Here is a 20,220-nt window from a genome sequence, read left to right as displayed (position 1 = left end):
TCGTCCCGTCGCTTGCTGAATATTTTAGGCATGGCTAAGGTTCGTGAACTTCGCAGGTTTCATGGCGAAGTTGAGAGGGCGTTCTGATGCGCAATTTACATGTGCTTAGTTGGCCTTTACTAACGAGTTTAGTTGTGCGCGGTGCCAAATGGATTATCCGGACAAGCTGTATGATTATTACCTTGAAGTTGCACGGTCACCCTGCGCGCCAATGAATTTTGCCGGCAGTGATATGCGCTTTTCGAGTGAATATGAAGTCCTGGAGTCCGAGCTTGCCAAGGCACAATCGATCCATGCCTGTGGCCAACCCGATTGGGGCAAGGTCCTGGACATCAGCGAGACCCTGCTGCGCCAGCAGTCCAAGGACCTGCGGGTCGCCGTCTGGTTGACCTGGGCGTTGCACCAGCGCGAATCCTACTCGGGGTTGTTGGCCGGGCTCGGGTTGCTGCGCGAACTCTGCGAGCATCAGTGGGCGGTGGTCCATCCTGCGAAGCTGCGCACCCGCGGCGCCGCCTTCCGGTGGTTGGTCGTGCGCCTCGAGGCCCTCTTTACGCAAAACCTGCCGCTCCAGAACCAACAGCCCTTGTTCCGCGTCGTGCATGAGCACTTGGTGCGTCTTGACGAAGTGTGGTCCGGGCACTTGGGCGATGCCGCGCCGTTATTGTTGCCGATTCGCAGGCAATTGGCTCAGCGACTGGAGCGTGCCTCGCAGGAGCACGCGCCAGCAGCGGGGTTGGGCGGGGCCATTGCGCAGGCCAAGCAGGCGACTACCCAATTGCTCAAGCCTGAAACACGGGTGGACAACGAAAAAGACGCCCATAGGCTACTGCGCACCGTGCAGGAACAGGCCCGTACGCTGTGTGCCTGGTGGTTACGCCAGAACGCCACCGACCTGCGCGCCCTGCGCCTGAGCCGAACATTGACGTGGCTGGCACTCGCCAGCTATCCGGATGCCGACAGCGAGCGGGTCACGGCTTTGCGCGGACCTTCCCCCGACAAGCTCAACCGTTATCAGGAGCGTTTTGCCCAAGGCCATCACGCCGACCTCGTGCCCGAACTCGAGGCCAGTCTCGCCGGTGCGATGTTCTGGTTCGACGGACTGCGCATGCTTTGGCAATGCCTGGAGGTCTTGCAGGCCGACCAGGCCATGACCGAGCTGGAGGTGACCTTCGCCCTGTTGCTGCAACGCCTGCCGGACCTGCCGGGGTTTCGTTTTCACGACGGCGCGCCTTTTGCCGATGCTGCCACGTGTGACTGGATAACGCTGCAGGTTGCCCGTCATCTGCAAAATCCTGAATCAACCGCAGTGGTGGTTGATGCCGAAGCCTCACCTTGGGAGATCGCCCTGCAAGCACTGGCACCCCGACTCCACAAGGACGGGCTCAAGGCGGCTATCCAGGATCTCAAGCAAGGCATGTATGCCGCTCGCGGTGACCGTGCGCGCTTCCATTGGCGGTTGGCACAGGCGCGACTGTGCATGCAGGCGGGGAAGCATGAGCTGGCGAAGATCCAGCTCGAACAGCTGGACCACGAAATGCAACGCGCAGGCCTGGAGCGATGGGAGCCGGCGTTGGCTCTTCAGGTGACACAACTCCTGTACCGCTGCTGCGACCTGTTGCCGCAAAACCACGCCGTGCGCGAGCGCAAGGAAGACACCCATCGCAGGCTGTGCCTCTTCGATCTGGAAGCGGTACTTGAATAGGCTTTCGAGCCACTTGAAAAAGGAGAGACACCATGGCCAAAGAAGGTTCGGTAGCCCCCAAGGAGCGTATCAACATCACTTTCAAGCCCGCCATCGGCGGGGCGCAGGAGGAAGTCGAGCTGCCATTGAAGTTGTTGGTGCTGGGAGATTTCACCCAGCGTGAGGACGTGCGCAAGCTTGAAGATCGCAAGCCCATCGCGATCGACAAGAACACGCTTGATGACGTGTTGGCCAAGCAGTCATTGAGCCTGACGCTGAGCGTGCCTAATCGCCTGCAGGAGCAGGCGGATGTGGAGGAGTTGACCGTTCAGGTACGCATTAACGCCATGCAGGACTTCAACCCCGCGAACCTTGTCGAGCAGGTTCCCGCGTTGCACAAGCTGATGGCGCTGCGCGAGGCACTGATGGCGCTCAAAGGTCCACTGGGTAACACCCCGAGCTTTCGCAAGGCCATCGAGCAGGCCCTCGCCGATGATGAGTCTCGCACCCGAATTTTGGCGGAGTTGGGCCTGAGCAGCGCCGGCGCCTGACATTTCTCAGTAAAAGGACACTGACCGAATGACCACACAACAACATTCGCAACCGGCACAAACCGCTGATCAATACAGCATCCTCGACAACATCGTTGCCCAGACGCTACTCAGTACGGACGACGACGCCTATGGCATTGCCAAACGGGGTGTCTCGGCGTTTATCGAAGAGTTGATCAAGCCACACAACCGAGGTGAACCGGTAAAAAAGCGCCTGGTTGACCGGATGATTGCCGAGATTGACAGGACGCTTAGCCTGCAAATGGACGAGATCCTGCACCATCCGGAATTCCAGGCGCTGGAAGCTTCCTGGAAGGGGCTGCAGTTACTGGTGGATCGCACCAACTTTCGCGAAAACATCAAGATCGAACTACTGAACGTCTCCCGGCAAGACCTGCTGGAAGACTTTGAAGACTCACCGGAAGTGACCCAGTCCGGGCTTTACAAGCATATCTACAGTGCTGAGTACGGCCAGTTTGGCGGCCAGCCTGTGGGCGCGATCATTGCCAATTACTTCCTGTCCCCCAGTGCGCCGGACGTCAAGCTGATGCAATACGCTTCCAGCGTGGCCTGCATGGCCCATGCACCTTTTATCGCTGCTGCCGGCCCGGCATTCTTCGGGCTGGAAAGCTTCACCGGCCTACCGGACCTCAAAGATCTCAAGGACCATTTCGAAGGCCCGCAATTTGCCAAATGGCAAAGTTTCCGCCAGAGCGAAGACGCGCGTTATGTCGGGTTGACTGTGCCGCGTTTCTTGCTCCGGACGCCCTACGACCCCCTTGAATGTCCGGTCAAGACCTTCGTCTACCAGGAAAACGTGGTCAACAGCCATGAGCACTACCTGTGGGGCAATACGGCTTACGCATTTGCCACGCGCCTCACCGACAGTTTCGCGCGGTTCCGCTGGTGCCCGAACATCATTGGACCGCAAAGCGGCGGTGCGGTTGAAGACCTGCCGTTGCATCACTTCCATAGCATGGGGGAAATCGAGACCAAGATCCCAACCGAAGTGCTGGTTTCCGATCGTCGTGAATACGAGCTGGCGCAAGAGGGCTTTATTGCCTTGACGATGCGCAAGGGCAGTGACAATGCGGCGTTCTTCTCCGCCAGCTCGGTACAAAAACCGAAACACTTTGGCCAAAGCCCGGAGGGCAGGGAAGCCGAGCTGAATTACCGTTTGGGTACGCAGTTGCCCTACATGATGGTGGTCAACCGCCTGGCCCATTACCTCAAGGTTCTTCAGCGCGAGCAGCTGGGTTCGTGGAAGGAACGTACCGACCTGGAGCTGGAACTCAATAAGTGGATCCGCCAATACGTTGCCGACCAGGAAAACCCAAGTGCCGAAGTGCGTGGGCGGCGCCCCTTGCGTGCAGCCCGCATCGTTGTCAGCGATGTCGAGGGTGAGCCCGGCTGGTACCGCGTCAACCTGAGCGTACGGCCGCACTTCAAATACATGGGGGCGGATTTCACGCTGTCCCTGGTTGGCAAGCTCGACAAAGAATGAGCAGGGTCCAGGGAATGTCCGACCACCAAAGCCTTTTCGAGCGGCTCGAACGTCCGGCGACTAACCCAGCATGTGGCGTGACATCTGTCGCCACCCACCTGGGCAAAATGCTCAGCATCCGTGCAGGCAGTGTGCAGACATTGCCGGACTACGGCTTGCCTGACCTTAATGATATGAATCAGAGCCTGCATGAATCATTGAGTCAGTCGCGGCTTCTAATCGAACGGTTTATCCGCGCCTACGAGCCGCGCTTGAAGCATGTGCGTGTCACGACATTGCCAGGGGATCATGATCCGTTGGCACTGGCGTTCGCTATCGAAGCCACACTGGTGGCCAAGGGGACTCAGCGGGCTGTGATGTTTACCGCGCGGTTGTGTGAGACCGGTCGGGTTGAGGTCTTGCCGGATGTCCTTTAACCGTTATTACCAAAGCGAACTCAGTGCGTTACGGCAGCTCGGACGGCGATTCTCTGAACGCAACCCGGCGCTTGCGCCCTTTCTAGCTGAGTCCGGCCAGGACCCGGATGTCGAGCGATTGCTGGAGGGCTTTGCCTTTCTCACCGGCCGCTTGCGCCAGAAACTGGATGACGAGCTTCCAGAACTGACGCATTCGTTGATGCATCTGCTCTGGCCCAATTATATGCGACCGATGCCTGCGTTCAGCATCCTTCAGTTTGATCCGTTGAAGCACTCAGGCGCAGGTGTGTGGGTGGCGCGGGATACACCGATCGAAAGTGTCGCGATCAACGACGAGCGGTGCCGCTTCCGTACCTGTTACGCCACGCAGATTCTACCGCTGCATCTGAGCGCCCTGGAGTTCAGCGCACAGGCCGGGCGAAGCATGTTGAGCCTGCGCCTGGAGATAAGCGCCGAAGGTCATTTGGGTGAGTGCCTCTTCGATTCATTGCGCCTGCACCTGGCGGGAGACCGCTACATCAGTCAGGCGCTTTATCTGAGTCTGTTGCGGCATCTTGGCGGGATCGAATTGCTGCCTTTGGGCCGCGATGGCCTGCCGGTAAGTGGGGCCGATGGGCAGGTACTGTCGCTGCGGCTGGGAGGTGATCAGGTGCAGCCAGTGGGGTTCAGCGATGAGCAGGCGTTGATTCCGTATCCGCCGAATACCTTCCCCGGGTATCGCCATCTCCAGGAATACTTTGCCTTTCCTGACAAGTACCTGTTCGTCGACGTAAAGGGGCTGGGTGTACTGCGCGGACTGCCCGATGAGTTGCTCAAACAGGTGCATGGTGTGGTAGTGCGCTTCGAGTTGGATAATCCGTGGCGTGAACCCCAACAGCCCACGCTGGATAACGTGAAGCTGTACTGCACACCCATCGTCAACCTGTTCAAGCATGATGCGGTGCCTATTCGCCTGGACGGCAAGCAGGATGAATACCTGCTGATTCCCGGTGAGTATTCGCGAGAGAACGCCAGTGTATTTTCCGTGGACAGTGTCACGGGCTGGCAGCCCGGAGGGCTTGGATACCAGGCCTTCGTACCCTTCGAATCGTTCGAGCATGATGGCGATACCCGTCCCTCACAGAGCCCTCCGAGCTACAGCATTCGCCAACGGCCATCGGCACAACATGCGGGGCTAGAGACCTGGCTTGGGTTTGGCGGCGGGCTGGAATCGGATCAGCAGACACTGTCGATCGAGCTCACGTGCACCAATCACGACCTGCCACGCCAGTTGCAGGTAGGCGACATCAATCAGCCGTGCGAGCAAACGCCGCAGGGGGTGTCTTTCCGGAACATCTGCGCGCCGACCGCCAGTTTCTCGCCGCCACTCGACCAGGACTTTCTCTGGAGGCTTATCAGCAATCTGTCGCTCAACTACCTGTCATTGAGCGACATCAACGCCTTGAAGGTCATTCTCGAGACCTATGACTTGCCGCGCTACCACGACCGACGAGCCCAGAAGGCCAGCGAGAGACGGTTGGGCGCTATGCGTTCTGTCAGTCATGTAGCCGTCGACCGATTGCACCGTGGCTTGCCGTTTCGCGGGGTACGCATTGATCTGACGATCGATCCCCAGGGCTTCCTGGGCCATGGCGAGGTCTTTGTATTCGCGTCGGTGCTCAACGAATTCTTCGCGCTCTACGCCAGCCTCAATGCCTACCACGAACTAAGAGTCATCAGCACACAAGGAGACGTGTACCTATGGCCACCACGGATGGGGCAGCAGCCCCTGTTTTGACGCAACTGTCCCAGGTTATCCGCGAGTACTCGCTGTTCCAGGCGGTTCTGCAGGTTATCAAGCGTCTGCGCGATGCCCATCCGTTGCTGGATGACGACGCGCTGTACGACTTGGTGGAGTTTCAAGCCAACCCGGGTTTGGGTTTCCCCGGCCACGATATCGACCGGGTGGCTTTTTTTGTCGAGCATGGCCAGTTGCGTGCGTGCCTGCGCCTCAATGTGCTGGGCATGTGTGGTGCGGGGTCGCCGCTGCCCGCGTTTTATGGTGAGCAGGCGTGTGCCGATGGCGAGGGTGGCAACGCTACCCGAGATTTCCTCGACGTGTTTCACCACCGCCTGCAACGCCTGATGCTGCCGATCTGGCGTAAATATCGTTATCGGGCGTGTTTCCAGGCCGGTGCACGTGACGCCTTTTCCGAGCAGATGTTTGCACTGATCGGGTTGAGGGGGCGGCAGATTCGCAGAACCGCGCAATTGAACTGCAAGCGACTGTTGCCCTATCTGGGGTTGCTCAGCCTGAGGGCGCATTCGGCAGCCTTGATCGAGACGGTCCTGCGCTACTACTTCAAGCACAACCGCCTGTTCATAGAGCAATGGGTGCAGCGCAGCGTTGTCGTCGTCGATTCCCAGCGCAATCGGCTCGGCATTGCGAACAGCGTGCTCGGGCATGACCACGTGCTTGGGAGCCAGGTCGCTGATCGCAGTGGCAAGTTCAGGGTGCACCTGCAGGGTTTGGGCTGGCATCAATTCCACGGATTTCTGCCCACGGGCTCGGACTTCCCGCTGCTCTGTGCGTTGGTACGCCTGACGGCTCGGGATCCATTGGAATATGACCTGCGCCTTGTGCTGGCCAAGGACGAGATCAGGCCGTTGCACATTGGCGAACATAACGTCTGCCGGCTCGGCTGGACCAGTTGGCTGGCACATGAGTGCGCTGACGGAGTGGTCATCGTGCCGAGCGACGCTCATAGGAATGAATCATCATGATGAATGTGGACCTGCAACGACTGATCCGGACATTGACTTCCCAGGCTCGTCGAGACTTGGAGCGCTCGGCCGAACGCTGTGTCACGCGTGGCGGCAGGGAAGTGTTGGTGGAGGACCTGCTGTTGACCCTGTTGGAGCACCACGATGGCCTTCTGGCAAGGGCGCTGGCGGATGCGGGGATCGACGCTGGAGAGCTGCAAGCCACCCTGCAACCCAGGGGTGAGGCGAGTGCTTCGTGCAATCCGGTGTTTGCCCAGGCACTGGTGCAATGGCTGCAACAAGCGTTGATGATTGCCCATCTGGAACTGCGACAGACTGAAGTCGATCACGGTGCGCTGTTGCTGGGGCTATTGCGCCATCCGCTGCAGCACGCAGGCAGCGCCTATCAAGCCTTTCTGAGCCGATTGGATGCGCAGCGTGTGCAAGGGTTTGTGTTGAGTCAGGCACCTGAAGCTGATGCTGCGCCAAAAGGCGAATCATTGCTGGAGCGCTTCACTCAGGACCTGACACGCCAGGCCCATGAAGGACGTATCGACCCGGTCCTGTGTCGCGACGCCGAGATCGGCCAGTTGATCGACATACTCCTGCGCCGGCGCAAGAACAATCCCATCCTGGTCGGTGAAGCCGGGGTCGGCAAGACGGCCGTTGTCGAAGGTCTTGCACTGCGCGTCGCTACGGCACAGGTGCCAGGCCCTCTCAAGGATGTCCGAGTGCTGACCCTGGACATGGGGCTGCTCCAGGCCGGTGCCGGTATCAAGGGCGAGTTTGAACGGCGCCTCAAGGGCGTGATCGATGAAGTCAATGCCTCGGCAAAGCCGGTCATCCTGTTCATCGATGAAGCGCATACGCTGGTAGGGGCGGGCGCCCAGGCAGGCGCTTCCGATGCCGCCAATCTGCTCAAGCCGGCACTGGCGCGTGGCGAGTTGCGCACCATCGCCGCCACCACCTGGACGGAATACAGGAAATACATCGAAAAGGACCCGGCATTGGCGCGGCGCTTCCAACCTGTACAGGTCGGCGAGCCCAGCGTCGAGCAAGCCATTTCGATACTGCGCGGGTTGGTTCCGGTGTACGAGCGCAGCCACGGTGTCTACGTGCGAGACGACGCAGTTGTCGCGGCGGCGCAGATGAGCGCTCGTTACCTGGCGGGTCGGCAGTTGCCCGACAAGGCGGTGGATGTGCTGGACACGGCCTGTGCCCGCTTGCGTGCCTGTCCAGAGACGGCACCGGACACCTTGCAACGCCTATGCGCCGAACAGGCGGAAGGTGCGCGGCAGCAGCAGGCATTGCGGCGTGACAGGGACGCAGGGTTCGCTGTGGACGAAAAGGCCTTGCACGATCTGGACTTGCGCATGGAAGCGGTAGGCTACGAACGCCAGCATTTGGAGCAACACTGGCTTGAACAGCAAGGCACCGCTCGGCAGGTGTGTCCGCGCCTGGTGGCTCAAGTCATCAGTGCCTGGACAGGTATCCCGGTCGAACAACTGGCGTTCGAACACAACGACCGCGTACTGGGCTTTGCCGAGGCACTGCGCTTGCGCATTCTCGGGCAGGAGCAAGCGGTGCACGCGCTGGACCGCAACCTGCGCGCGGTTGCGGCGGGGCTTAGCAAGGCCGATGCGCCGGTCGGTGTATTCCTGCTGGTCGGCCCAAGTGGCGTAGGCAAGACCGAGACTGCGCTGGCCCTTGGCGACCTGTTGTATGGCGGCGAGCGTTTTGTCACCACCCTCAACATGTCGGAGTTCCAGGAGAAGCACTCGCTGTCCCGATTGATCGGCGCACCACCCGGTTACGTCGGTTTTGGCGAGGGCGGGGTGCTGACAGAAGCCGTGCGCCAACGCCCGTATTCAGTCGTGCTGCTCGATGAAGTCGAGAAGGCCGACCCGGAAGTGTTGAACCTGTTTTACCAGATCTTTGACAAGGGCCTGGCCAATGACGGGGAAGGCCGGGAGATCGACTTTCGCAATACGCTGATCCTGATGACGTCCAACCTGGGCAGTCAGCGCATCGACCAATTATGCGCAGGTGGCCAGCGACCCGATGCACAAGCGCTGGAGGAGGCAATCCGCCCGCTGCTGCGCGACCACTTCAAGCCCGCATTACTGGCACGCATGCGCGTGGTGCCGTACTACCCGGTCACGGGTGAGGTTCTGCACGACCTGGTTAGACTCAAGCTGGAACGTTTGGGTGAGCGGCTGCGTCTGCGCAAGCTGGCATTCACCTATTCGCCAGGGCTGGTTTCACACATGTCTGAGCGGTGTACCCACGGTGACAGCGGTGCCCGGTACATCGATCAGTGGATCGAACGCCACTTGTTGCCGCTGGTGGTGGATCGGTTGCTGGAGGCCATGGCTCAGGGCGAACCCCTCGCACATGTCCATGCCTGCCTGGCAGGGAATGGCACTCCAACCTGTGAGTTCAGCCAATGAGGGATACCCGGCTCACTCAGATACCTCATCCTCTGGCTTATACCGACGCGTTGCTTGGCTGGTTCATCCGCCTGGGCATCGAGGGTGACGAAGCGACGTTACCCGGCTTGTGCGTCGCGGCGGTGGCGCAACTGAGCCAGTGCGAACTCAGCCAGTTGTACTGGCTTGACGAGTCCAACAACCGACTTGAGCGGATTGCCCAGCACTTGCCTGGAATGTTTGTCCCCGACGATCCGGCCGGCAACCAGGACTTTCGGCATGAGCAGGTGTTGCACTATGTGCTCAACCACCAGACCGCCCTTAGCCTGGAAGATCTCACTGGCAGCGTGTATGAGTGCGGGTTCCTGCCAGTGATTGCAAGCCCCTGGCGAGCGTTGTCGTGCGTGCCGTTGTTCAACCGAGCGCAGGTCATCAACGGCGTATTGGTGTGTGCCAGCCAGCGCGAGAAAAACCTAGAGGGTCAATCCGTATCCTTGAGCCAACTCGGCAGCTTTACCCTGATGCAACTGGCTTTGCTGCGGTGCAAACGTTCGGGAGGCGGTGTCGCTCAGCACAATGATCGCACCCCAACACCGCGTGCGGCATTCGGGTTGATCGGCAGTAGCACGGCCATGGATGAAACGTATCGCTTGATCGGCAAGGTCTTGAATACCCCTTACACCGTTTTGCTGCGTGGCGAGACCGGTACGGGTAAAGAGGTGGTGGCGCGGGCGATCCATTCCGCGGGGCCGCGCAAGGGCAACGCGTTCGTGGTGCAAAACTGCGCGGCGTTTCCCGAAGGGCTGCTTGAAAGTGAATTGTTTGGCTACCGCAAAGGTGCATTCACGGGGGCTGAGCGCAATCACACGGGCCTGTTTGACGCCGCTCACGGAGGCACCCTGCTGCTGGACGAAATTGGCGATATGCCGCTGTCGCTGCAGGCCAAGTTGCTACGGGTCTTGCAGGAAGGTGAAGTCCGTCCGTTGGGTGCCAGTGTGGCCCACAAGGTCGATGTGCGCATCATCGCCGCGACCCACCGTGACCTTGCCGCGATGGTCGCCCAAGGCAGTTTTCGCGAGGACCTTTACTACAGGCTCGCGCAGTTTCCCATCGAGCTGCCGCCCCTGCGTGAGCGCGACGGCGATGTACTGCTGTTGGCGCGGGAATTCGCGCAGAAGGCGTCTGCTGCGCTTGGCCGTGCGCCGGTGGGATGGTCCAGCGCAGCCATGGATCAACTCTCGAGTCACGCCTTTCCCGGCAATGTCCGCGAACTCAAATGCCTCGTGGAGCGTGCTGTGCTGCTCTGTGATGACGGCGTGATCCTGCCTGCGCACCTGTCCTTGCCTTCCTTACCTGCCCAGGAGCCCGTCGATGCGACGTTGCGCCAACGCCTGGAGCGAGTAGAGCGTGTATTCCTGATCGATTGCTTGCACAAGAACCGCGGCAATCGAACCCGTACTGCACGTGAACTGGGCGTCGCACGCCGCACGCTGCTCTACCGTCTGGCGCGCCTGAAAATCCCCGTAGGGGATGTTCGTGAGGAGTGCTGAATGGTGACGTGCGGGCGCCTTATTTTCATGGGAGATACCTGATGCCTTTTCATCCGTGGCAAGCGGTAGTGCTTGCCTTGTGTTTGTTGAGCGGCTGTAACGCCAATTACGTCTTTGATGATGCCGACTACCGTCCGTTGGGTGATCCCCAGGCGGCCCGTCGTGGGTAATGAGCAGGGGAGCGCTAGGATGCAATTGATGTTTGAAGTCTGTAGTCACGCAAGCGGTGTGCCGCCTGTTCGCAAGACATTTGATCGCGTCGGTGGCGTGATCGGCCGAGGGGCAGGCTGTGACTGGATCATCCCTGACGCCAATCGCCTGATTTCCAGTCATCACGGCTTGGTCAGTTATCGAGAAGACCGCTACTTTCTAACGGATATCAGCAGCAACGGTATCGGTGTCTCAGGCAGCATGGAGCGCTTGTGCAAGGGGCAGGCACGGCCCATCAGCGATGGTGAGGTGTACCAACTGGGGACACTGGATATCCGCGCCCGCCTGATAACGCATGCCCATCAGCCGTTTACTCGGGATGACACGATTCCAGACGATGCTTTCCTGGGCCTTGACCCGGTCTACGCATTGGATCGCGAGCAACGGCGTGGCGATTCAGCCGCAGAGCTGGACGCCTTGGACACATCGACGCAGGTATCTCGGCAATCGCTATGTCAGGGGACGGTGGACCGCGATCATTTGGTTGTACCGAAGTGGGCTGAGCCGGCGAGGGAAACCATAGCGCCTGATCCCGTCACGGCCGCGCCGCCGGCTTCGGACACATTCTGGTCGCAGTTCGCACTGGCATTAGGCATGCAGGTCGACGCGCTTGATACGCAGGGGCGAGAAGCCCTGGCGATCAAAGTGGCGGGCTTGTTCAAGCAAACCATCGAAGGGTTGCAGCAGAACCTGAGAACTTGCCATGAGCTGAACTGTGAGATCAACGGGGCATTGGCTGCCCCGGTGCTCAAAACCCACAACCCATTGAACGACTGCGCCGACGCCCAGGCAGCCATGAAGTCGCTGCTGGGCGCCGAAGGGCCGGGCCAACGCTCTGCCGGGCAAGCAGTCGCCCAGGCCTGTCGAGACTTGCAGGTTCATCAACTGGCCCTGGTCGTTGCCTGCCGAGCCGCCGTACGCGGTGCATTGGCGGCGTTTGCGCCCGCGCAGCTGTTGCTTTGCTTCGAGCGCGAGCACAAGTCCACCAGGTTTCGCACCGATGGCGCCCATTGGCGGGCATATCAACACCACTACCGACGACTGACTCTCGAAGACCCCTTGGGCGAGCAGTTGTTGCGCAATGACTTTTCCAACGCCTATGAGGAGCAGGTGCGCCTGGTCTCCATTCTGCACGTCGGGTGCCCGGGATGATGCTCATGTCTCGTGTCGCCGTGACATCGACGTTGCTAGCGCTGGGCCTACTGGCCGGTTGCAGCACCCTGTCGCCTTATTCGACCCTGACCAAGCTGGACCTGAAGTTGACGGCCGGCGACGAGGTCAACCCCGACCTTCACCGCCGTCCTTCGCCTGTGGTGGTGCACCTGCTTGAACTGCGGCACCCCGTGGCATTTGAAAACGCCGACTTCTTCAGCCTGTACGACCGCGCCGAGCAGACACTGCCCAAGGACTGGGTCAGCAGCGAGGAGTTGGAGCTGCGTCCCGGCGAACAGCTGGCGCTCAAGCTCAGTGTCGAGCCGCGCAGCCGTTATGTCGGCGTGCTGGCGGCCTACCGCGACTTGCCCCACGTGCAATGGCGGCTGGTGCTGCCTCTGGCCCCTGGTCAATTGACCCGTGCCGCGGTGGTGCTGGACCAGACGGGTGTCCGGATGGCGGCGCCTCAAACCGACGCAAAGGAGGATTGAGATGCAGGTCCACAACGTTATCTGGCAAGAAGGCATGCTGCTGAGGCCACAGCACTTGCAGCACAACGATCGCTACTACCATTGGCAACTCAACCGTACTCGCTTGCTGAGCAATGATGCCTGGGGTTTCCTGACCTTGGACGTCGACGTGCAGTACCTCAACCTGGGCAAGATAGTTGTCAACCAGGCCAGCGGTGTGTTGCCGGATGGCAGCCTGTTTGAACTGAGCGGCGCAATGGAACCCCTGGTGTTGCAAGTACCTGCCAACGCAGGCAGGCAAGCGGTGTACCTGGCGTTGCCGCTGGCGACTGATAATCAGGTTGAAGTGCGCAGCAAGGAGCAAGGTGATGTCCTGGCACGCTACGTTGCTTGTGAGACGGAGATCGGGGACTCCAATGCCGGCGTCGACTCCCGTTGCCAGGTCCATTGTGCACGCCCGGATTTGCGCTTGGTGCTGGGGGAACAGCCCAGTGATCCGTTCTACGTGAAACTCCAGGTCGCCCAGGTGCTGGATTCCGCCCAAGAAGGTGGCGTGAGGCTGGATGCGGATTTTGTACCGACGTTCATCTATCTCCAGGGCTCGGGGTATGTGTCGTCATGCCTCAAGGAAGTGATCAGCTTGCTGGCGACCCGTGGCGATGCGATCGCCGCACGCATCCAGGGAGCAGGCACGTCGGCGGGAGCCCAGGTCGGCGACTTCCTGATGCTGCAGTTGATCAATCGTGCGGAGTTGATCTTGCGTCATTACCTCAACCAGGCCCAGGTTCGCCCGGAAGCGTTATATCGGGAGTTGCTGGCGATTCTTGGTGAACTGTCGACGTTCGCCACTGACAACAAACGTGCGCAACTGGTGGTGCACTTCCAGCATGCAGATCAAGGGGCGAGCTTTCGCGGGCTTATGGAAGGTCTTCGCACAGTGCTGTCGCTGGTACTGGAACAGCATGCCATCGAGCTGACGCTGCAGCAGCGCCAGTATGGTGTGCTGGTCTGCCCGGTCAGCGATCTCAAACTACTCGGCGCAGCCACGTTCATTCTGGCGGCCACTGCCCAGTGCGACTCGGAAGAACTGCGCCATCGCCTGCCGGCGCACCTCAAGATTGGCCCGGTCGAGCGCATCCGCGAGCTGGTCAACCTGCACCTCGCAGGTATCAAGGTCACGCCCTTGCCGGTCGCGCCGCGGCAGATTCCTTTCCACGCCGGCAAGACCTATTTCATGCTCGAACTCAGTCCCCGCGACATCACGCAGCTGGAGCAATCGGGTGGTTTCGCTTTCCACGCCAGTGGCGAGTTCGCCGAGCTGGAACTCAACTTCTGGGCTATCAGGAACTGACTACCATGACTATGGACAGTGATTACCCGCAGGACGAAAAAACCGTCCTGCTTGACCGCGAGGGGCTGGGGCCGGCACGGGGGGCAATGACCGATTGCCCATCACCCCCACGTTTTGAGCAGTTGGAGGACCGCATGATCTATAGCGCCCACCTGCAGGGCGCGGCGCGTTTCAACCTGGGCTCCAACATCCTGTTGACCGCTGCCTGGGAGCTGTTGCTACAGGTTGTCCGGCTCAAGGCCGGTCCAGGGCGGGAAGGCTTGCAAGCGCTCAATGACCAGCTTTCGTTGGGTGTCAACGCGTTCGAGGCGCGAGCCCTGCACCAGGGTGCAGAGAACAGTCAGGTGATGTCGGCGCGCTACGTGTTGTGCAGTGTCATTGATGAGGCTGTGGTCACCACGTCTTGGGGCAGCCGTAGTGATTGGTCGAAGACGAGCCTGTTAAGCCGCTTCCACAACGAAACCTTCGGCGGTGAAAAGTTTTTCCAACTGCTGGAGCGTTTGTCCCGAGATCCCGTCAAGCATGTGGCCTTGCTTGAGCTTATGTACGTGTGCCTTTCGCTGGGGTTCGAAGGCAAATATCGCGTCATGGAGCGGGGACGAGTGCAGCTTGAAACCCTGCATGATGCTGTCTACCGCCAGATCAGGCATGTGCGAGGTGAGCGATTGCCCCTATGCCGTTCGCCAGAAACGGGCAGGGCGCCTCAGGCACGAATACGCCTGGTCTCCACGACCTGGGTTGCTCTTTGCGTACTCGGTTGCTTGCTGGTGATGTATTCGGGGTTTGCCTGGCTGCTGGGCCAGGAGCGCATGACAGCGCTGCAACCTTTTCAATCTTCGATGCCGGGCCCGTCTCGCACGCCCTTGTAACGCTGGGAGTCATGTATGAACGCATTCTTCAAGGGCGCGGGCACGGTGCTGCGCAAGACGTGGGTCTGGAGCCTGTTATTGGTGCTCGGCAGTACATTGCTGGTGTGGTTCGCAGGACCTTTGCTAGCGGTGGATGACTATCGTTTCTGGCAAAGCCCGACCGCCCGCTTGCTGACCATCAGCGGGTTGCTGTTGCTGTGGGGCCTGGCGATGGTAGTGGTGGGCGCACGCCGCGCCGTTCGTTCGGATCAGCCCGAGGCTCACGAGCGTCATCAGCGGCAGGCGTTGATCAGCGACGAAGTGAGACACGTGCAAGGGCGCTTCAAGGAGGCTCTGCAGATGTTGAAGACCTCGCGTCGCTACGGCGAGCATAGTGAACGTTGGCGCAATGAGTTGCCCTGGTACTTGTTGATCGGTGAGCGCGCCAGTGGCAAGACCTCCTTGTTGAACGCTTGCGGGTTGCAGTCTCCCCACGACCGGGCTGAATCCGCACTTCCGGGCTCCACCGCTTACTGTGACTGGTATTTTGCGGATGAAGCGGTGATGGTCGAGATGGCTGGCCGATACCTGGACCAACCGCACACTTCTGTGGATGCGGCAGGGTGGTCGACAATGCTCGGCCTGCTCAAATCAAGGCGCAGGACACGGCCGCTCGACGGCGTAGTGGTGACGCTGTCGGTCAATACGCTTTTGCGCAGCAATGAACATGACCTGGAACTCCACGCGCGTCATGTACGCACCCGCCTGCAGGAAATCCAGCAGACACTGCATGTGGATGTGCCGGTTTACCTGGTGTTGACCCAGGCGGACCGACTGGTGGGGTTTGCCGAGTTCTTCGATGCGCAACAGGGCGACAGCGCCGAGGATGTGCTGGGCGAGCGCCTGGTCACAGACACGACCGGTACGCCTATCGCCGAGGTACGTGAAACCTTCGAGGTCCTGCTGCAACGCCTGGGGGCCGAGCTGATCCCCCGTTTGCATCAAGAACGCAACCCTGAGCGACGAGGCCGGATGCTGGATTTCCCTCAGCAAGTCGCCCACCTCGGCGATTGTCTGTGGCTGTTTATCGAGACGGCGTTTTCGGTCCATCGCCATCAGCGTATCAATGGTCTGCGCGGGTTCTACTTGACCTGTGCGAGTACCGTTGATGTACGTCCCCATTTTGTCCAGGGCCTGTTCAATCGAGTGGTGTTTGCGCAGGCCGATCTGGCCGGTTTGCATACCACGGAGCGACAACGCATACGTCGACGCCACGGCTTAATGGCGCTTACCGCAGCCATTGTCATCGCTTGCGCGGGAGCGTTGTGGACGCACGGCTACTCGTTCAACCATCAGCGGCTGGTTCAGCTATTGGAATTGGTCAAGCCCACGCCGGTCCCTCCGGACGCACGCGTTGCGTTATTGGCGCTGCTGGACAGTCGGTTGGCGGCCACAAAAGTATTTCCTCTGACGGCAGAGGCGCGGTGGATTGATCGGGTGGGTTTGTATCAGGGTGAGGTAATTCATCCAACGTTGACCAATGCCTACGAACACGCCTTGCATCAGCAATTGCTGCCCTACGTGACCACGCTGTTCGAGGAGCAGGTACGAGCGAGCCTGGGTGACCGTGAACGGTTGCTGGACAACCTGCGGGCCTACCTGATGCTCAACTTGCCGGAGCGCCGTGATAAAGCTTGGCTGGCAGAGCAGGTGGCTGGGCAATGGGCGCTCGGGGCCGTGGCCGACCCTGGGGAGCGTAAACGCCTCAACGAGCACTTTGCACGCCTTATCGGGCAAGGGTTTGTAATGCCGTTGAACGATGAGCTGGTCGCCCAGGCTCGGCTGGCATTACGCGCAGAGTCACTGGCAGACGTGGTGTACCGGACGCTGCGGGAACAAGCGCGGAACCTGGATCCTTACCGCCTGGCCGAGGGTCCGGCATTTTCCAGGCTTGAGCCACCTATTCCGGGTTTCTACAGCAAAAAATACCTGCAGTATTTCGAAGCGCAAGGCCCTCGGTTGGTCAATGCCATTGCCCAGGATAACTGGGTGCTAGGGGAAACCACCGACCTCGGCGTACTGGAGCTGCGCAAGCTGATGTTGGCGCTGGAGCAGCGCTATTTCAGTGAATACGCCGATGCCTGGAGTGATGCGCTGGGTCGAGTCAGGCTGCTGGAAAGTGACAGCCTGCGGAATAGCGCGGAGCAGCTCGCGAGCCTGACTTCCACGCAGTCGACGTTGGTGCAGTTGTTGCGGCAGGTGCGTGAAAACACACGGCTGATGCCGGCCCATGAACTGCTGGGTACGGTGAGCCCGAAGATCCCCGAGACGGTCGCGACAGCATCCAGCGTGCTCGCCAAGGCATTGCCCGATAATGCCCGACGCGCATTGCAGCGCCGCTTTGAGCCTTTGCACCAATTGCTCGATGAAGAGCAGCAACCTGGGGGCGAGTTGACGCAGGTGGTGCGCTTGCTCGATGAGCTGAACCTGCAAGTGTCGACACTGAACCGCGACAGTTCACCTGAGCAGGCAGCGTTCAAGCTCGCCAGGCAACGGATAGATGGGCAGCAACCGCTATTGGGCAACTTGCGTGATGCGGCGGCGCGCTTGCCGCAGCCGCTCAAGGGCTGGTTCGAGGGGGTCGCCGAGCAAAACTGGCGCCATCTGCTTGATGGCGCGTACGGGTATATCAACCAGCGTTATCAAAGCGAGATCCATGGCTTTTATGTGAAGGCGATCCAGAACCGCTACCCATTCACCGCCCATGCCGGCAGCGATGTTGCGCTTGGTGACTTTCAGGCGTTCTTTAAACCACACGGGAGCATGGAGCGTTTTTATGACGGTTACCTGCGGCCGTTTGTCAGTGTCGAGGGCAACCGCTATCGCTTGCGTGCCCTGGACGGGCGCAGCTTGCCAGTCTCACGTTCGTTGTTGGACCAACTGACCAAGGCCCAGACCATTCGCCAGGGCTTTTTTGCCGAGGACCAGGGCGATTGGGCCGTTCGATTCACACTGGCGCCCTACAGCCTGGATCAGGCTGTCAGCCGGGCAACGCTGCAGCTGGGCGGTCAGCAATTGGAATACCGGCATGGCCCGATCGTGCCGATGACCTTCCAATGGCCGGCCGAGGCAGACAACGGTCGCAGCAGCCTGGTACTGGAACGCGGTACAGAGCGGCCAGTGGGGATCGAAAAAGATCGCGGAGCCTGGTCGATGTTCCGATTTTTCGACTTGATGCAAAGCGAGCCGGCAAGTGGCAGGGGCGCGCAGATACTCAAGGCCGACCTGGCCGGGCTGCGTGCCAATTACCTGCTCACCAGCCAACGCAACCCCAGCCCGTTCCAGATGGCGACATGGCGCACCTTCCGCCTGCCGGAGCAATTGTGAGTCGGGCGCAGCCTTGGCAAAGTGCCGGACGCACGGCGCAAGGCAAGGGCCGTGTGCGCAATGAGGATGCATTGCTGGATTGCCCGCAACGCGGCTGCTGGGCAGTCGCCGATGGCATGGGCGGTCATCATGCCGGTAATGTGGCCAGTCAATGGGTGGTCAGTGAGCTGGCTGCGCTGCCAGCTGGAGGCGGCTTCGATCAACGCATCGACGCGGTCCGACGCTGCCTGCGCGGCCTCGACAACCAATTGCAACCCGCCGAAGGCCTGGCAGGTGTCATGGGCAGTACGGTGGTTGTGCTGTTGCTCGAACACGAACGAGCAGCCTGCATATGGGCCGGGGACAGCCGATGCTACCTCTGGCGAAGTCAGTGCCTGTATCAACTGTCGCGCGACCACTCTCTACAGCAGCAACTGATGGATGAACAGCAACTCAGCCTGGAACGAGCGCGGAGCCATCCAGATGCCAGGGCCTTGACTCGCGCAATTGGTGCCCGACAGCCACTGAGCCTCGAGATACTCGAATTTCGGCTCTATCCCGGGGACGTGTTTTTACTGTGCAGCGATGGCCTGTACCAGGGGCTTCGCCACCGCGAACTGGGAAGTGCCATGAGTGCAGGCATGCCGTGGCAGGTGGTAGACCGACTGTTCGTCCAAGCGTTGCGGGGGCCTGCGCTGGATGATCTTACCGCCGTGGTGGTGCAGTCATGACCGCGGTATGCCCGCCGAACCTGCTGGCAGGGCGTTATCAGCTTGAACGTGTTCTCGGGACGGGAGGTATGGGCGTGGTTTATCGCGCCCGGGACCTGTTGCATGAAACGTTAGGCGAACCGGACTGCCGGGTGGCGCTTAAACTGTTGGGCGAGCCCCTTTGTGCGTCCACCGATGCGCATTTGCTGCTGTACAGCGAGTTCGCCATGACGCGCAGCCTGCGACATGATCACGTGGTAAGGGCATTCTCTTTCGAGGTGGACACGGCTCACCAGAGGGCATTCTTTACCATGGAACTGATGCCCGGCCTCACCCTGGACCGCCTGCTCCCGGAGCGTCCGCAGGGCTTGCCGTGGCAAGAGCTGCAACCGATGGCCTTGCAACTGTTGGATGCGCTGGCCTATACCCATCGGCAGGGCGTGCTGCACGGTGATGTGAAACCGGCAAATATCATGGTGGGAGAGCAGGGGGTGCGCCTGTTCGATTTTGGCCTGGCGCACGCCGAGGTGCAGGCGAGGGCTGGGTTGCCAGGTTTGAGCCGCAGTCGCTTGAACGCATGGACGCCTGCCTATGCGGCGCCTGAGCTGATGGCCGGAGGACTGCCGTCGGCGAGCGCCGACCTCTACGGGGCGGCCTGCGTGCTCTATGAACTCGCTGAAGGACGGCGCCCCGGCCAGCGCGACCAGGCTTTACCAAGGCCGAGGCAGCTGCCCAGGCATTACTGGCCTGCATTGTGCTCGGCATTGGCGACGGACCCCGAGCAGAGAACCGTATCTGTCGCCGAACTGCGTGAGGTGCTGGGGGGCAGACGACATCGCTGGTACTCGATGTAACGCGTCAACCGGCCAGGTCGTGCAGCTGGCAGTACTCGTCCCAGCTCAGGCCTGCCATCTGCGCCACTTCCTTATGCACTTCGAGGCGCTGCGCTTCGAAGGTTTCGGAAGATTCGGCGGTGAGTTTTAGCGTGAGTTCCCAGGCAAACAGCCCCTGGCGCTCGGCTTCCGCTTCGAAGGCTTCATGCAGCCGTTCGGCGCGGTACTGCGCCAGGGTTTCGCCTTTGGCTTGGGCGGCCAACGGATTCAGGCTATTGAGTTCGGTGGCGACATCGGGGTGTTCGTCAAGGAATCGGTCCAGCGCGCGCTGGTGGTTATCACCGGGTTGTGACAAGGGCGTGCTCCACATAAAGGGCAGGTCAGGGTGACACTCCTACAGCCCTTAT

17 protein-coding genes are annotated in these 20,220 nt (G+C 60.4%); 16 read left to right on the top strand and 1 reads right to left on the bottom strand.

The window, feature by feature from the left end; genetic code table 11:
• Positions 1-148: 148 nt before the first annotated feature.
• Genes tssA through ATH90_RS15310 form a run of 16 tightly spaced genes read left to right on the top strand, consistent with a single transcriptional unit; the run spans position 149 to position 19,834 of the window.
• A complete protein-coding gene (gene tssA / locus ATH90_RS15385) occupies positions 149-1,702 on the top strand; it encodes a type VI secretion system protein TssA (protein WP_098466676.1) in 1,554 nt (517 codons plus the stop codon).
• A gap of 32 nt (positions 1,703-1,734) precedes the next feature.
• On the top strand, positions 1,735-2,232 hold the full coding sequence (gene tssB, locus ATH90_RS15380) for a type VI secretion system contractile sheath small subunit (protein ID WP_098466675.1): 498 nt from the start codon (positions 1,735-1,737) through the stop codon (positions 2,230-2,232).
• Between the two features lie 28 nt (positions 2,233-2,260).
• Positions 2,261-3,736, top strand: coding sequence for a type VI secretion system contractile sheath large subunit (tssC, locus tag ATH90_RS15375; RefSeq protein WP_098466674.1), 1,476 nt, complete (start codon positions 2,261-2,263; stop codon positions 3,734-3,736).
• A 14-nt stretch (positions 3,737-3,750) separates the two neighbouring features.
• Positions 3,751-4,152: a type VI secretion system baseplate subunit TssE gene (gene tssE / locus ATH90_RS15370; RefSeq protein WP_098466673.1), complete on the top strand. Its 402-nt coding sequence runs from the start codon at positions 3,751-3,753 to the stop codon at positions 4,150-4,152.
• On the top strand, positions 4,142-5,929 hold the full coding sequence (gene tssF / locus ATH90_RS15365) for a type VI secretion system baseplate subunit TssF (RefSeq protein ID WP_098466672.1): 1,788 nt from the start codon (positions 4,142-4,144) through the stop codon (positions 5,927-5,929). Before tssE ends, tssF begins: the two co-directional genes overlap by 11 nt.
• A complete protein-coding gene (tssG, locus tag ATH90_RS15360) occupies positions 5,893-6,915 on the top strand; it encodes a type VI secretion system baseplate subunit TssG (RefSeq protein ID WP_098466671.1) in 1,023 nt (340 codons plus the stop codon). The genes tssF and tssG overlap by 37 nt, the downstream gene beginning before the upstream one ends.
• On the top strand, positions 6,912-9,344 hold the full coding sequence (locus ATH90_RS15355) for an AAA family ATPase (protein ID WP_098466670.1): 2,433 nt from the start codon (positions 6,912-6,914) through the stop codon (positions 9,342-9,344). Before tssG ends, ATH90_RS15355 begins: the two co-directional genes overlap by 4 nt.
• Positions 9,341-10,873, top strand: coding sequence for a sigma-54 interaction domain-containing protein (locus ATH90_RS15350; RefSeq protein ID WP_098466669.1), 1,533 nt, complete (start codon positions 9,341-9,343; stop codon positions 10,871-10,873). The genes ATH90_RS15355 and ATH90_RS15350 overlap by 4 nt, the downstream gene beginning before the upstream one ends.
• A 41-nt stretch (positions 10,874-10,914) precedes the next feature.
• Complete coding sequence (locus ATH90_RS29600; RefSeq protein WP_081327116.1) at positions 10,915-11,043, top strand: type VI secretion protein; 129 nt, start codon at positions 10,915-10,917, stop codon at positions 11,041-11,043.
• A 19-nt stretch (positions 11,044-11,062) separates the two neighbouring features.
• The gene (gene tagH / locus ATH90_RS15340) at positions 11,063-12,235 is read left to right on the top strand and encodes a type VI secretion system-associated FHA domain protein TagH (RefSeq protein WP_098467685.1); all 1,173 of its coding nucleotides are present in this window, start codon (positions 11,063-11,065) and stop codon (positions 12,233-12,235) included.
• A gap of 5 nt (positions 12,236-12,240) precedes the next feature.
• The gene (gene tssJ / locus ATH90_RS15335; RefSeq protein ID WP_098467684.1) at positions 12,241-12,726 is read left to right on the top strand and encodes a type VI secretion system lipoprotein TssJ; all 486 of its coding nucleotides are present in this window, start codon (positions 12,241-12,243) and stop codon (positions 12,724-12,726) included.
• 1 nt (position 12,727) lies between these two features.
• Positions 12,728-14,056, top strand: coding sequence for a type VI secretion system baseplate subunit TssK (tssK, locus tag ATH90_RS15330; RefSeq protein ID WP_098466668.1), 1,329 nt, complete (start codon positions 12,728-12,730; stop codon positions 14,054-14,056).
• A 5-nt stretch (positions 14,057-14,061) separates the two neighbouring features.
• Positions 14,062-14,925: a type IVB secretion system protein IcmH/DotU gene (icmH, locus tag ATH90_RS15325; RefSeq protein ID WP_098466667.1), complete on the top strand. Its 864-nt coding sequence runs from the start codon at positions 14,062-14,064 to the stop codon at positions 14,923-14,925.
• A 15-nt stretch (positions 14,926-14,940) separates the two neighbouring features.
• Positions 14,941-18,291 carry a type VI secretion system membrane subunit TssM gene (gene tssM / locus ATH90_RS15320; protein WP_098466666.1) on the top strand — a complete coding sequence of 1,117 codons (3,351 nt, stop codon included), beginning with the start codon at positions 14,941-14,943 and terminating at the stop codon, positions 18,289-18,291.
• A complete protein-coding gene (locus ATH90_RS15315) occupies positions 18,288-19,001 on the top strand; it encodes a PP2C family protein-serine/threonine phosphatase (protein ID WP_098466665.1) in 714 nt (237 codons plus the stop codon). The genes tssM and ATH90_RS15315 overlap by 4 nt, the downstream gene beginning before the upstream one ends.
• Entirely contained in the window at positions 18,998-19,834 is an 837-nt protein-coding gene (locus ATH90_RS15310) for a serine/threonine-protein kinase (RefSeq protein ID WP_098466664.1), read from the top strand. Before ATH90_RS15315 ends, ATH90_RS15310 begins: the two co-directional genes overlap by 4 nt.
• A 4-nt stretch (positions 19,835-19,838) precedes the next feature.
• On the opposite strand, the gene ATH90_RS15305 is transcribed toward ATH90_RS15310, so the two are convergent.
• Positions 19,839-20,168, bottom strand: coding sequence for a DUF6388 family protein (locus ATH90_RS15305; RefSeq protein WP_034106307.1), 330 nt, complete (start codon positions 20,166-20,168; stop codon positions 19,839-19,841).
• Between the last annotated feature and the right edge of the window lie 52 nt (positions 20,169-20,220).

Source organism: Pseudomonas lurida (assembly GCF_002563895.1).
GTDB lineage: Bacteria > Pseudomonadota > Gammaproteobacteria > Pseudomonadales > Pseudomonadaceae > Aquipseudomonas > Aquipseudomonas lurida.
The sequence above is the reverse complement of the archived record's forward strand: the minus strand, read 5'-3'. Positions and strand labels throughout refer to the sequence as shown.